Genomic DNA, 13,784 nt, shown 5'->3' on the forward strand with positions numbered 1-13,784 from the left:
AACACTGGATAAAAATCTTAAGATTTTCTTAAGATTAAGTGTTTATTTAACAAAACTAAAAGCAGGCGAAAACCATTGTCCATATTGGCATATAGAAAATATGGCTTAACTGCGAAAAACGCGCCTAAAATAAAAAAACCGTCTTATGCTGAAAAAATGCAGCGTAAGACGGCAAGCCGCCATGGATAAGGGTTTATAATATTGTATTTTCTTGACACCACATAAATTTTATTCACCTAAAGCATAGTAGCACCTTTTGGGCGTCGCTATTTTGCCTTCTTTTTTTAAAGCCTTGATAGCCTTATCAACTTCCTTTTTATCAATGCCCGCAACTTCCGCAATATCCCCCGCTTTTAACGGCTCTTTAGCGCCTGCCAAGGCTTTCAGCACCATCTCGTTTGTACTCATTTTGCCACACTCCCTATAACTTTTAGTAGATCGCTGTAGAGTTATTATATAACATTTTCTCATTTTATAGCCCATAACATACGGGTAAAAACCTAGTAAGAAAACAGCACAGCGCCATAAGCACTTGCCATAAAATAACCATCCGCCTTGCTAGGCCAAATATAAGTCCACCTGATTCTCAAGTGATTTGATCTCCTCCTCATTTAGTTGGCGACCGAGGAAACTCTGCAAAGCCTTTATCGAGGCCCCCAATGCCACTCGCCGCACATCCACACCGGTGGTCTTTGTGGGTGCCGGACGAGCGCCGGTTTCGTACTTGGACGATGGGAGACCCGGTCCCCGGTTCGCTGATTCAATATCAAAATGCATGTTATATTCCAAAGAACGGTCATCTTCCCGCGTCATCAAATCCTTAGCACGTTTCCCGCCCGAAGCCGGTTTATCGGCATAATCATTGTCCGTGGCTGGCCCCGGTTCATTTTCAATGTCAAATGGTACCGCCGTACTTCCCTCAAAACGGGCAGGCCGACCTTCAGCCGGCTCTTCCACGGAATGTTTATCATCCCCCTCGCTACTGCCCGGTATCTTTTCACCCTCCGTTAATTGCTTTTTTATCAACCGCTGTGCCCTGGACTTTTCCCTTTTCTGCACATAAATTGAAAAAGCACTGGCTATCTCCTCTTCCACCTGCAATACTTCCACCCTGTGCTGCTCAATAAGAACAGCGTTTTTAGCCGCCTTGCCCTCCAACATCTCCAGCAAATCAATTTGGTTGGCAATTAATGCCTGCAGAGACGGCGAAACTTTTACCGGCACTTTCATTAAATCCTTGTCCACCTGGTGACCGGATGGTGTGAAAATATTTTCCTGCTGTTTATTTTTCTTGGTCAACGTTTACACTCCTATCAACGAGATTTGCCTTTCAGCTGTGGGCTTTATGGTGATTTAGCTTTAGAGGTCCTTGATAAATTTAAAAGGTATCAAGGCATTACAAATCAGCTAAATATTTGTCTTTATTATTTAGGAAATCCTTATAAATTTGATAGTAATCCGTCTCTTCATATTTAACCTGCTTAACGGGAATATGGTCAAAGCTATAAATAGTAGTTCCCGTTAATGCAAGCAAAATGGGAGAATGGGAAGCTATAATAAATTGTGCATGTCCTGCCTTACTCATCTCTTTAAGCAGCTTAAGCAGCTGCAATTGACTTTTGGGTGATAAAGCATTTTCCGGTTCATCCAAAAGGTATAGGCCTTTTATCCGATATCTGCCGCTAAAATACGCCATGTGACACTGACCATGTGATTTCGTTACCAAGGATTCCCCACCAAAGTATTTCAGCATAGCGGAGTCTGTTTTAGCCCATTCATCCAATATGTGTGCAAAGTCACTGAATATCTCTGATGAAAAATAAGAACCGGGCACGTAATCCTTAAACCATTCAACATCTATGTGTTTGTAGAGATCATCGCAATATTCGTTTCTTATATACCCCGGGCTTTCATATGATTTCCATATGTGAATGTTGCACTTATTAGCAATGGCCTTAAGTAAGCTTGATTTACCCGTACCGTTTTCACCGATAAAAAAGGTAACCGGAGTAGTAAAAACTATGCTGCGGGTTTCGTTGAAAATCTTTAAATTAAACGGGTAATATTCCCTGGTCGGATATTCTTCCGGTTGAAAGGTTATTTTTTTTAAATGCATAATATTACCTCTTTATCTATATTTTTTCCACCCATCATTGATTTAATGGCGCTATATACTATTTTACGACATAATAAATCAAAGTCCTCCAACTCGCATGCAGCGGCGTGTCCAGAGGCATATAGGTATATAAGCGCATAACGATGACCTAAAAAAATTCCATCAAACTTGGTAATATGATAAAATTAATAACAGGAAAAAAGACTTTAAGCCAACAAGCATTATTATTTAAGAAAATACTCTCCCAATATAATCAATTGTTATCACAGTATTTCTCTAATTTTAATGCGTAAAAAATCGTAAGAAAGGTTGTCACTTAAATGAAAATATTAACAAAAATATGGGATTGGATTGGCACTTGCGGCATAGCATTTGCCGTCACTTTATTCATTAGTATCTTTATATTCCAACCATATAAAGTTGAAGGGCATTCTATGGACCCAACTTTGCACGATCAGGAGCGGATATACGTTTCAAAACTTCAGCACACATTTTTATCCATACCCGATTATAAAGATATAGTAATTATCGACAGCCGGATTAACCGGGACCGCACTTTAAAAGATGATGTTTTGGAGTTTCCCGTCTTTCAACTTTTATTAGGGAAAACAGATCATATTTACTATGTAAAGAGAGTCATCGGAAAACCCGGAGACGTTATCGAGTTTAAGGACAATAAGTTTTATCGCAACGGTGTGGAGTTAAACGAGCCTTATATCAAAGAGGCTATGAATTATGCTTCTGAAGAAAAGTGGGTTGTTCCGGAAAATCATATTTTTGTAATGGGGGATAACCGCAATTTCAGCCATGACAGCAGAGCAATTGGTTTTATACCACTTGATCACAACATGGGTAAGATGGTCTTCTAACAGGGTCTCCTTAGAGCTTGCCCAAAAGGCCAAAGCGTCTGATTATCCTGCCCAAAAGACCGAATTTCAACTCAATAGCCGCCTCGGGGCACATTTCATGGCAACAATAGCAGCGTATGCAAGCACTATCGTTAATAAAGGCCCGGCCCTTACTGATAGTAACAGCTCCCTGAGGACAGGCGGTGTAACAGGTGGCGCAGCCGGAACATTTCTCTTTGCCGGGCACCGGACGGGGTGTTAAGGCTTGCTTTACAACAGGAGCCCATATGCGCTGATAACCGGCCAGACGGTCCAAACCCCTGGCATCCCGCGCCACCCTGGAGGGTTTTTTAAAATCTTTAACCGCCACTTCCCCGGTTGGCGCACCAACAACCGGCAGATTATCCAAGTTACCGTCCCACATGCCTCTGTCCACGGCAACACTCAACATGGGCACATCCAGTGGATTAATGTCGATAATATCGCAGGCAACGGCATCCATAGCTATGGGGTTCCGACTCGCCATCACGATACCCAGGGAACGGGGGATACCATGTAACCCCGGCCCGTCTCCCTCAAGGGCTAAGACTCCGTCCATTACAAACAATGCCGGTTTGACGGCATTAACAATGTCCAGCAACATACCGGCAAATTGTTCACTGGTCTGCAGCTTAGCGTGATAACCTGCCTTGGTGAGGCCGGGGATGACCCCGAAGAGAATTTTAGCGGCACCTGTGAAGGTGGTAAACATATGTGTTTTTAATTTCGGCACCGCTATGATAACATCGCATTTGATTACGGGACTAATAACTTCAATGCGCTTAATCGTTTGACCACCGGCAAAAGACAACCATTGAACGGATGTATCCCAATTCAAATCAAACACACCGGCCTCGGCCATATCTAATAAACCGGCGGCCTTGTATGCTCTCTTTAATCCGGCCGAAGTATAAGGGATGGGACCTGGGCTGTCGGCCACCAGGGGTCGTCCGCCTGCATTTCGCACCAGTTCAGCCAGCGCCGAAACCACGGCGGGGTGAGTGGTGACGGCCTTCTCAGGCGGCGCCGCGGTCAGCAAATTTATCTTGAGCAGCACCCGCTGGCCAGGCTTAACAAATTGCTCCATTCCGCCCAGCAAGTCAATACTCTCCTTAACGGCACCCCTTACCCGTTCATATGCATAATTGCTGCATTTTACTATACTTACTGCATCGCTCAACTTGTCCACCCCGGTTTTTGATTAACCCAGCTTTATTTATAGTCTTATAAAAACAATTCCGGCTCTTTTCGGTCGGCAAAACCAACCTCCAACTCAAGTTTATGTCTTAAATAATCTTCATCATCATAAAACTTGGCCTGAGTGGGACATTTTTTAATACAGGCGCCACATTTAATACAAATACCATTTAATTTAGATACATTTTCGTAATCAATGGAACCCATGGGGCAAACGTTTACACAAAGCTTACAGTCAATGCAATTGCTATTGGTTTTTGGAGTAACCTTTCTAATATCTACAGAGATTCCAGCTGTATTTTTAGGCATATAATATTTTCTATAAGGTTTATTTCCTTTTACAATAATATTTTCAATCTGTTCCTGAGTTATTATTTTAATATAAATTTTTTTGGCAAAATCACTCACTATAGCCATGTCTTTTTCATCCGGCCTGTTTTGGGCAAGAACTTTTGAAAATGAATGTTCTCCTATAAAAGCTCCCCCCGCAATAACTTTAAAACCATTTAACTCAAGAATATCCTTTAATTCTATTGCAGCATCGTCATAATTTCTATTCCCATATACAACTACAGAAACTGCCAGCGCACCATTACCTTTAATAGAATTTAAGTAATTCAGCAATACATTGGGGACTCTTCCCGCGTAGACCGGAACCCCAATAACAACAACATCTTCCGCTGTAAATGGTACCGCTTCTTTTCTGACCCCCGGCAGAGTAAAATCAATATTCTTTACAGCTATTTGCCCATTCATATTCTCTAAAATTTGATCGGCTATTCCGGATACTATTTTTTTAGTTGTACCTGTCGGGCTAAAATACATTGCATTTATCTTTCTATTCATTTTAAGACCTCCAGACAGAAGTTTAAATAATTGATTTTTATAGATTTATAAATGTACGATAACGAAAATAATTAGTAATTGATATCAATTTAAGAATTCGCTAAAATATTCCCTTCTCCTTTACGGTTCGAGTAATTTTTACCAAATTAAAGGAGATGCGGATTTACCCAATGATGTGCATTCCCCGCAAACTTAATACTCACCAGCGTTAATTGACTATCCACACCAAGCTTAAATTATACCGGCAATTATAAAATAAACTTAATTTTAATCCTTTCAACTGTTTTTTATATTAAATGTGTTAAAATTATATTTATAACTTCACAGGGGGAGATATTAATGAGTTATACACGCCAACCGGCTGAAAACAGCTGTGTTTTAGAATTGACCAAGCAAAACACCCGGCTGGCTATAATCAATCAAATAGCAAAAAGTATTAATGTGCAGATGAGCTATGAAGATATTATTGATCACATGTCAATTCCTCTTCGCAGCGTTATATCCTATGACCTGTTAAGCTTTTGCTTACTGGATAACGGTAAACTGATTATTAAGTCAAGCGCGCCTAAAAACCAAAAATTATTGGGTGTGGGGACTGTTTTGCACAATTATAATTCAGCCCCCTGGCAGGCTATTATTTCTAAACAGTGTTTTTTAAGGCAGGACATATGGAATGATGCACACAAATACCAGGAAGACGACGATTTGGTTGCTACCGGTATAAAATCGGCCATAATGTCGCCGCTGCTCGTTAACAATGAAGTCATCGGCGCGGTTAATCTGGGCAGTAAAAGATCTTACGCCTTTTCAAAGGATGATTCTTTATTTGTTCAACAACTGGCGGATCAAATGGCAGTATGTATTCAAAATATGCTCCTTTATAATGAGGTATTCAAGGCCAAGAGGGAATGGGAACAAACATTTAAAGCCGTGCTGGGACAGATTTACCTTATTGACTCAAAATACAACATTTTACGTGTAAATAATGAGATAGACGGAGTCCCCCCCGGCGATATTGTAGGGAAAAAATGTCATGAAGTGTTTCCTTTTTGCAACCGTGCCTGTCATGAATGTCCCGTTGAAACAGCGTTTCGCATGAAACAAAGTATTTTAAAAGAAATAAACATTCCCCATTTAAACCAAATTTTAAATATTAACGTTTACCCTGTTTTTAACGAAAATAATGAACCGTACAGCATAGTAGTTTATATCAGGGACGTTACCGCCAAGAGACAGATACAAGCGCAATTGTTCCATTCCGCCAAACTGGCGGCCATAGGAGAAATGGCCGCGGGAGTTGCTCACGAATTAAACAATCCCCTTACGGCGATTATAGGCAACGCCAGTGTTCTATTAAGGATAACCAAGCACGGGGAAAAAGCATTTAAGCTGCTGGAGGATGTCAAGCATTGCGGACAGAGATGCAAAAGAATAATACAGAACTTACTAACCTTTGCCCGGCAGGACAACTATTCCCTTGAACCATTAGATATCAACCAGGTAGTAACTAACAGCCTTTCCCTGGTAGCCTACCAAATTCAGAAAAGCAACATTTATATAAAAGTAAACCCCGGCAAAAATTTGCCTCCTATTCTGGGTAATAAACAACAGCTTGAACAGGTAATTATTAACTTTTTGTTGAATGCCAGAGATGCTCTGGATAATACAAAAAACCGTAAAATTATAATTACTACCCGCATAATAGAATACGAAAATAAAGCAGCCATTGAAGTAGCTGTTTTTGATAACGGTGAGGGAATTGAAGCTAAAAACCTGGAACACATTTTTAATCCTTTTTTTACTACTAAGAACAGTACCAAAGGCACCGGTCTGGGCCTTTCAGTCAGCCTTGGCATAGCGGAAACCCATAGGGGAACAATTAAGGTTAGAAGCAAGCCGGGAAATGGCAGCACATTTTCACTAATCCTGCCTTTGTAGTAGACTCGTTCAGCTAAAGCTAAACATCGGGACTTCAGACGGGGATGCTGCCTCACCTGAAGTAGGCATAGGAACTACCACTTATAAAAGTGGCAGTCTTGGAATCTGATAATTCTAATGTATTAGGGGCGAAAAAATGAAACCGCATATTTTAGTTATAGACGATGAAGTTGAAGTCGGTACTTTCTTTGCTTTTTTTTTGGAAGAACAAAAAAATTGTCAAGTAACCGTGGCTAATTCAGGCAGTGAGGCGATGAAAGCAATCAGCGGTTCATCATTTAACCTGGCACTGGTGGATCTAAAGCTGCCTGACAATGACGGTATAAGTTTACTAAAAGAGATAAAGAATCGGCAGCCTTTTTGCCCGGTTATCATCATGACCGGCTATAGTACCGTAAAATCCGCTGTCCAAGCGGTTAAGCTGGGAGCTTTCGATTATATTGAAAAACCTTTTGACGAACTGGATCAGCTGGAGGCAAGTATCGACAGGGCTTTGGGAAAGTACCAGATCCACAGGGATGTTATTGATTCCGAGCTGCTTCAAGAGGCCCGAAGCCTGGGAATTGTTACAAGCCCGGATAGCCCCTTGTTTCATGTACTGTCACTGGCCCAAAAGATAGCTCCTAAAAACATTACCGTACTGCTAAGCGGGGAAACAGGTACCGGCAAGGAAGTCTTAGCCAGATTTACACATTTTAACAGCCCACGGGCAAACAAACCTTTTTTAGGCGTTAACTGCGGTGCTTTTACCGAAACCCTTTTAGAAAGCGAGCTTTTTGGCCACGAAAAGGGGTCTTTTACCGGTGCGCATGGAGCTCGCAAGGGCATATTCGAGATAGCCGACGGAGGAACTCTCTTTTTAGATGAGATAGGTGAAGCAAGTCCCACTATCCAGGTAAAGCTGCTGCGCGTATTGGAAACCGGGGAATTTATTCGTGTCGGCGGCGAAACAACCCGTAAAACAAATACCCGCATAGTTGCGGCAACCAATATCAATTTAAAGGATGCCGTTAACAAAGGAAAATTTCGCCAGGACCTTTTTTATCGTCTGGATGTGGTAAGTTTTAACTTGCCTCCTTTACGGGAGCGCGTCTGTGATATACCCCCTTTAGTTGAACATTTCATAGCTAAAAACACTGAAGAAAAAATCAAATGCACTCCGGAAGTACTTGAGCTTCTAAAAGCCTATGCCTGGCCGGGTAATGTAAGAGAGCTGTCAAACGTGATAACCAGAGCAATCGCGTTTAAAAGTTCCGATTATATAGGAGTTGAGTCGCTGCCGGAAAAGATTACCGGCATAAAATTTGGTTCCTACCCTCCTCCTGTCAACAACAAAGCGATGATCGATTTGGAATGTTTGATAAACTGGTGGGGCGGTTTACTGCCTCCCTTGCTGGTTCAGATGCCAAGCCTCGACCTGGAAAGAGTACGAAACTCCATTAAAGATGTAGAGGCGGGAATTACCAGGAAGGTTATAGAACATTTTTTGCAAGAACCCGGCAGTACATACGCCGGGATAGCGCAAAAGCTGGGAATTACACCAAGAGTGCTGCGCTATTTAATAAAGGAAAAAGGTAAGTGAGCTTGTTCAGCTAAAGCCAAACATCAGTACTTCAAATGGAGATTCTACCCCACCTGAAGTAAAAACAGGAGCTCCCACTGATAAAAGCGGGAATCTTGGCATTTGATAAAAACCGGCACTTAAACAGTGCCGGTTTTTATCAAATGCCGTTTTTTTGTTTATTCATCGCGGGGATGTGACAAAAAATCGGCACAAATAACATTATAATTACCGTGATTTGCCTTTAAAACCGCTATTGTTTGAATTATTTCAAATGGCATGCTATTTGCTCTAATTAAATAATGATTTTTCATAAAGGAGGTTAGAGCATGTATCTAGACTACTTAACACCGGAATCGATAAATGATGCGCTGCAGATTTTGCAGCAGCAAAAAGGAAAAGCTCGTATTATTGCCGGTGGAACCGACCTGTTACTGGATATAGAATCAAAGAAGCATAACCCCGAAGTACTGGTGGATATCACCCGGATACCGGAAATCAGGGGAATCCGAACCGAAGGAAACTTTTTAATTATCGGGGCGGGGGTTACGCATAATGAAGCAGCCAAATCAGCGTTGGTAAACGAAAAAGCACAGGTACTGGCTGAGGCCAGCAGAAGCGTAGGCTCATTGCAAATCAGGAATACCGCCACTATTGCAGGTAACGTGGTGAATGCACAGCCGGCCGCCGATGCCGCCGTTGCCCTGGTGGCCCTCGGGGCTACTGCTGTAATAACATCATCCGATTTCACAAGGGAGGTACCGGTAGAAGAACTGTATGCCGGGGTAGGCAAATCCAAGGTAAACAGCAATAATGAAATAGTAACCAAAATAATAATACCGGCCCTGCAGCCCGGTGAAGGTTCCGCCTTTACCCGGTTGGCCCAGCGCAAAGCACTGGCGCTTCCCATGTTAAATGTAGCGGTAATGGTATCTATTGCTGAAGATAAATTTCAACGAGTCAGTATAGTCATGGCTCCGGTAGGTCCGCAACCTGTACGGGCAAGCGACAGTGAAAATTTACTTAAAGGCGCGGCAGTAAATGAAGAAACAATTCAAAAGGCGGCGGAGGCCGCCCTGAATCACGCTAATCCCCGAAGCAGCGCTCTGCGCGGGTCTGCGGAATACCGCTGCGCAACATTAAAAGTTTTGGTTAGACGTGCCCTCGAAACGGCTGTGGCCCGTGCTCGAAATTAATGAAATATTTTTGTAAGGAGGGATTGGTATGAATGAAAAAAATGTTAAATTCACACTTAACGGTAAACCCGTAACATTAACAGTTTCACCTTCAGCTACGTTACTGGATATCATTCGTGACGAATTAAAACTTACGGGAACCAAAAGAGGCTGCGGCAAAGGAGAATGCGGTGCATGTACAGTAATTATGGACGGTATTGCAGTTAATTCCTGCCTGATCCCGATAATGAAAGTTGCCGGATGCCATGTTGAAACCATTGAAGGTATCGGTAACCAGGAAAAGCCGCACCCGGTACAGGAAGCATTTATGGACCTGGGGGCTATTCAATGCGGTTTTTGTACTCCAGGGATGATTATGTCTTCCAAGGCCCTGTTGGACAAGACGCCGAACCCCGACCGCGGACAAATCAGGGAAGCCATATCAGGCAATATCTGCCGTTGTACGGGGTATGTCAAAATTGAAGCAGCTGTTCAAGCTGCAGCCGAAAAAGTCAAAGAGGAAATTTCCAAGTAAAGGAGGGGATAAAAGCATGAAGGAATACAAAATTGTAGGGAAAAGCATTCGTCGGCTTGATGCCTGGGAAAAATCAACCGGAACGGGAACTTTTACGACTGACATTTACTTGCCCGGCATGCTGTTCGGCAAAGTGCTGCGCAGTCCGTACCCCCATGCCAGAATTAAAAAAATTGACACTGCCAAAGCCGAACAGTTGCCGGGGGTAGAAGCCGTTGTATGTTACAAAAATTCCACCAGAGTAAAATTCAACACTTCGGCCACCATGACAACAACTGTTCCGCCCATGAAACCGGTTTTAGACCAGTACATTTTTGACAACGTAGTACGGTACGTCGGGGACGAAGTGGCCGCGGTCGCTGCTGTTGATGAAAGAATAGCTCTCCAAGCCCTTGAACTAATTGAAGTGGAATACGAACAACTGCCTGCAGTGTACGATGCCAAACAAGCCATGACCCCGGATGCTCTTGAGATCCACAGCGACTGTCCGGCCGGTAAGAATATACCGGGAGAAATGATTCACATGGAAATGGGCGATCTGGAGCAGGGTTTTAATGAAAGTGATCTGATTTTTGAAGAAGAATTTAAGCTGCCCATTGTTAAACAGGTTCAAATGGAAACTCAAGCAGCCGTGGCGCAAGCGTCTATTGACGGCAGTATTACCGTTTATTCCACTACCCAAACTCCGCACCCATCCGCCCAAATACTGGCACATATTTTCCAACTGCCGGTAAGCAAAGTGCGCGTACTAAATCCTCCATACCTGGGGGGCGGTTTCGGAGTTCGCATCGGCCTTAGCGCTAAGGCTGAAGCTATTGCGACAGAACTGGCCATGAAAACGGGAAAACCCGTAAAGGTAGTCTATGACCGTAAAGAAGACTTTACTGCCTCTGATACCAGACATGGCGGCTACGTTACCGTAAAACTGGGAGTAAAAAATGACGGCGTTTTCCACGCTTTAGAATTAAAATCAAATCTGAACACCGGAGCGTATTGCAGCTTTGGCGTAGAGACTGTCGGCGTACTCGGGGCAATGGGACTCTCAGTTTACAGAATACCTCACCAGGTCTACAACGGCCACAGTACCTACACAAACTGCACTCCGGCCGGAGCCATGCGCGGTTTCGGCAACCCCCAGGCAATGTTCGCCATAGAATCCGTGGTTGATATGGCCGCCGAACGTCTGGGTCTGGATGCAAAAGAATTACGGCTTAAAAATATAATCAAGCCCGGAGATAAATGGGTATTGCCTTACCCATGCAAAAGCAGCGGATTACCCGAATGCATTGAAAAGGGTGCCCGGGAAATCGGCTGGAATAACAGAGGAAAACTAAACAAGCCCGGAGATAAAATCCGCAGGGGAATAGGTATGGGTGTGGGTACACACGTAAGCAACTCCTGGCCCTTCTGTGTTGATTTCTCCAACGCCCTGGTAACCGTAAAAAGCGATGGAACTATTAAGGTTGCATCAGGTGTGGTGGATATGGGAACCGGTACCCATACAAGTCTTGCTCAGATTGCGGCGGAAACGGTCGGTATGTATGATATGAGCAAAGTATCGGTAGCTTTTGCGGATACCGAGTCAACACCCTTTGAAATCGGCAGCCACGCCAGTCGTTCATGTTATACCGCCGGACAGGCTGTTTATCTTGCCGCACAGGATGCTCGCACCCAGGTACTGGAATATGCCGCGGATTATTTAAAAGAGCGCATAGAATATCTTGATATTAAAGACGGAATAATCTATAGCAACGATGAGGCAAGAATGCCTTTGGCCGAACTGACGGAATACGCTCATCTGCACAATAAACAGTTTTTGGGAGTGGGCAAAGTCGTTCCATCCAACGCCCCCCCGTGGGAAGCACACTTTGCTGAAGTAGAGGTCGATACTGAAACAGGTCAGGTCCGGGTAATTAAACTGGTAGCGGCACACGACGTTGGGAAGGCCATACATCCTGCGATCGTAGAAGGGCAGCTTGAGGGAGGTCTGGTCCAGGGTATGGGGTACGCCCTGAGCGAAGAAATCCGTTATAACGACAAGGGTAAACAATTACATGACGGTATCCATAAGTATATGCTTCCCACCGCTGAAGATATTCCGGAAATTAAGGTAATTCTTGTGGAGCCGTATGACCCCAGCGGCCCTTACGGCGCAAAAGGAGTGGGTGAAACCAGTCTGGTGCCCACCGCGCCCGCCATTACCAATGCCATATATGACGCCATCGGTATCCGCTTCAAGGAAATACCGGTAACTGAAGAAAAAATTTTTAAAGCTTTATATAAGTAACTTCATTCCCCATATTTAGTACTGTAAAACTGCGCTGACTCCCACTTAAATAAAAGGAAGTATCGCAAAACTACTTTCTTAGCATAATGAGCAACGCTCCTTGGTGTATCTTATAACAAAAAAAATGTTGCACAACGAATTATTCAGTTCGTTGTGCAACAAACCCTTTCTATGTTTAATTTTTTCCAAAACCACAAACAGGATAACGACATTCTTCGCAAACCTGACAAAGGCCACCTACACCCAAACTAGTGACATCCTCCCTGGAAACTTTTTCTCCCGCCAGAACGCGAGGCAATATTATATCAAAAATCGTTGCTTTAGAAAAAATAACGCAAGCGGGTAACCCCATAATAACCGTTCCCTCCAGTTCCGCCAGCATAAACATAGCTCCCGGCAACACGGGAGAACCATAGGTAATTACCTTTGCTCCGGTGTCTTTGATAGCCCCGGAAGTATTATCGTCCGGGTCAACCGACATGCCTCCGGCAACCAGGATAAGGTTCCGGCCCCTCTTGTGCATATCTAAGACGGTTTGAGTAATCTTTTCAGTATCATCCGGCAAATATGTTTGTTCTTTGATCGAGTAGCCAAAGAAATCCAGTTTGTTTTTTAATGTAGAGCCAAAAGCGTCTTCTATGCGCTTGTAGTACACTTCATTTCCGGTAATAATTACGCCAATATCAAATGGTTTATAGTCCGATATTTTTATAATCCAACCATATTTTTCGGCCACCTCATCTACTTCCGACAAGGCACTTGCATGGATTGTAAGGGGTATCACCCTGGTAGCGGCAACTGTTTTTCCCTTTTCAACCGGCTGGTTATCATGCAACGTGCTGAGGCACATATTCCAAATAGAATTAATGTGATTTACTCCGCTTTTGTTTATTCTTAACAAACCTCTGCTATTTGCCTTAAAAGCAATTTTCCCCTCATGAGGATCACTATAAACAATATCCGCTCCGGTAATAGCCCTGGCGATTCGTTCCGCCGCCTCATTTTCATGAATATGTCCCTCCGGAGGCTCCCAAACATAAATATGCTCCTTTCCCATACTTAACAATATGGGAATGTCTTCAGCTGAAATCACATGACCCCTTTTAAAAGCCGGGCCTTTGAATTCACCGGGAACTATCCTGGTTAGATCATGACTCAGCACCATGCCTATACTTTCTGCAACAGCTATTTTTTTCATATTTTCATCTCCATTGATATTAATATCAGACTGTAAAAAAACTT

12 protein-coding genes are annotated in these 13,784 nt (G+C 43.3%); 6 read left to right on the forward strand and 6 right to left on the reverse strand.

Features of this window, described 5'->3' with window-relative positions:
• Positions 1 to 228 precede the first annotated feature (228 nt).
• The 3 genes from ABDB91_RS13345 to ABDB91_RS13355 form a co-directional block, all read right to left on the reverse strand.
• Positions 229 to 408 carry a MarR family transcriptional regulator gene (locus ABDB91_RS13345; RefSeq protein WP_347488203.1) on the reverse strand — a complete coding sequence of 60 codons (180 nt, stop codon included), beginning with the start codon at positions 406 to 408 and terminating at the stop codon, positions 229 to 231.
• A 150-nt stretch (positions 409 to 558) separates the two neighbouring features.
• Positions 559 to 1,299: a hypothetical protein gene (locus tag ABDB91_RS13350; protein WP_347488204.1), complete on the reverse strand. Its 741-nt coding sequence runs from the start codon at positions 1,297 to 1,299 to the stop codon at positions 559 to 561.
• Positions 1,300 to 1,396: 97 nt separating this feature from the next.
• Positions 1,397 to 2,116: an AAA family ATPase gene (locus ABDB91_RS13355; protein ID WP_347488205.1), complete on the reverse strand. Its 720-nt coding sequence runs from the start codon at positions 2,114 to 2,116 to the stop codon at positions 1,397 to 1,399.
• A gap of 320 nt (positions 2,117 to 2,436) precedes the next feature.
• On the opposite strand from ABDB91_RS13355, the gene lepB reads away from it, so the two are divergent.
• Entirely contained in the window at positions 2,437 to 2,985 is a 549-nt protein-coding gene (gene lepB / locus ABDB91_RS13360; RefSeq protein ID WP_347488206.1) for a signal peptidase I, read from the forward strand.
• Positions 2,986 to 2,995: 10 nt separating this feature from the next.
• Here the strand turns inward: lepB and ABDB91_RS13365 are convergent, their stop codons facing one another.
• Both ABDB91_RS13365 and ABDB91_RS13370 read right to left on the reverse strand, forming a co-directional pair.
• The gene (locus ABDB91_RS13365; protein ID WP_347488207.1) at positions 2,996 to 4,183 is read right to left on the reverse strand and encodes a DUF362 domain-containing protein; all 1,188 of its coding nucleotides are present in this window, start codon (positions 4,181 to 4,183) and stop codon (positions 2,996 to 2,998) included.
• Between the two features lie 44 nt (positions 4,184 to 4,227).
• A complete protein-coding gene (locus ABDB91_RS13370) occupies positions 4,228 to 5,046 on the reverse strand; it encodes an EFR1 family ferrodoxin (protein ID WP_347488208.1) in 819 nt (272 codons plus the stop codon).
• Positions 5,047 to 5,385: 339 nt separating this feature from the next.
• Between ABDB91_RS13370 and ABDB91_RS13375 the strand changes: the two genes are divergently transcribed.
• The 5 genes from ABDB91_RS13375 (at position 5,386) to ABDB91_RS13395 (ending at position 12,542) form a co-directional block, all read left to right on the forward strand.
• A complete protein-coding gene (locus ABDB91_RS13375; RefSeq protein ID WP_347488209.1) occupies positions 5,386 to 6,984 on the forward strand; it encodes an ATP-binding protein in 1,599 nt (532 codons plus the stop codon).
• Between the two features lie 136 nt (positions 6,985 to 7,120).
• On the forward strand, positions 7,121 to 8,566 hold the full coding sequence (locus ABDB91_RS13380; RefSeq protein ID WP_347488210.1) for a sigma-54 dependent transcriptional regulator: 1,446 nt from the start codon (positions 7,121 to 7,123) through the stop codon (positions 8,564 to 8,566).
• 308 nt (positions 8,567 to 8,874) lie between these two features.
• Positions 8,875 to 9,741 carry an FAD binding domain-containing protein gene (locus ABDB91_RS13385; RefSeq protein ID WP_347488211.1) on the forward strand — a complete coding sequence of 289 codons (867 nt, stop codon included), beginning with the start codon at positions 8,875 to 8,877 and terminating at the stop codon, positions 9,739 to 9,741.
• Between the two features lie 28 nt (positions 9,742 to 9,769).
• Complete coding sequence (locus ABDB91_RS13390) at positions 9,770 to 10,255, forward strand: (2Fe-2S)-binding protein (RefSeq protein WP_347488212.1); 486 nt, start codon at positions 9,770 to 9,772, stop codon at positions 10,253 to 10,255.
• A gap of 16 nt (positions 10,256 to 10,271) precedes the next feature.
• Complete coding sequence (locus tag ABDB91_RS13395; RefSeq protein WP_347488213.1) at positions 10,272 to 12,542, forward strand: molybdopterin cofactor-binding domain-containing protein; 2,271 nt, start codon at positions 10,272 to 10,274, stop codon at positions 12,540 to 12,542.
• A 175-nt stretch (positions 12,543 to 12,717) separates the two neighbouring features.
• Here the strand turns inward: ABDB91_RS13395 and ABDB91_RS13400 are convergent, their stop codons facing one another.
• Positions 12,718 to 13,740, reverse strand: a complete 1,023-nt coding sequence (locus tag ABDB91_RS13400; RefSeq protein ID WP_347488214.1) for a molybdopterin-binding protein — start codon at positions 13,738 to 13,740, stop codon at positions 12,718 to 12,720.
• Positions 13,741 to 13,784: the final 44 nt, after the last annotated feature.

This window comes from Desulfoscipio sp. XC116, assembly GCF_039851975.1.
Classification (GTDB): domain Bacteria; phylum Bacillota; class Desulfotomaculia; order Desulfotomaculales; family Desulfallaceae; genus Sporotomaculum.

What these genes read in the sequence shown, in the direction of transcription:
- ABDB91_RS13345 (WP_347488203.1), bottom strand. Translation starts at nt 408, where the DNA reads ATGAGTACAAACGAGATGGTGCTGAAAGCCTTGGCAGGCGCTAAAGAG.
- ABDB91_RS13385 (WP_347488211.1), top strand. Translation starts at nt 8,875, where the DNA reads ATGTATCTAGACTACTTAACACCGGAATCGATAAATGATGCGCTGCAG.
- ABDB91_RS13375 (WP_347488209.1), top strand. Translation starts at nt 5,386, where the DNA reads ATGAGTTATACACGCCAACCGGCTGAAAACAGCTGTGTTTTAGAATTG.
- ABDB91_RS13395 (WP_347488213.1), top strand. Translation starts at nt 10,272, where the DNA reads ATGAAGGAATACAAAATTGTAGGGAAAAGCATTCGTCGGCTTGATGCC.
- ABDB91_RS13380 (WP_347488210.1), top strand. Translation starts at nt 7,121, where the DNA reads ATGAAACCGCATATTTTAGTTATAGACGATGAAGTTGAAGTCGGTACT.
- ABDB91_RS13370 (WP_347488208.1), bottom strand. Translation starts at nt 5,046, where the DNA reads ATGAATAGAAAGATAAATGCAATGTATTTTAGCCCGACAGGTACAACT.
- ABDB91_RS13400 (WP_347488214.1), bottom strand. Translation starts at nt 13,740, where the DNA reads ATGAAAAAAATAGCTGTTGCAGAAAGTATAGGCATGGTGCTGAGTCAT.
- ABDB91_RS13355 (WP_347488205.1), bottom strand. Translation starts at nt 2,116, where the DNA reads ATGCATTTAAAAAAAATAACCTTTCAACCGGAAGAATATCCGACCAGG.
- ABDB91_RS13390 (WP_347488212.1), top strand. Translation starts at nt 9,770, where the DNA reads ATGAATGAAAAAAATGTTAAATTCACACTTAACGGTAAACCCGTAACA.
- lepB (WP_347488206.1), top strand. Translation starts at nt 2,437, where the DNA reads ATGAAAATATTAACAAAAATATGGGATTGGATTGGCACTTGCGGCATA.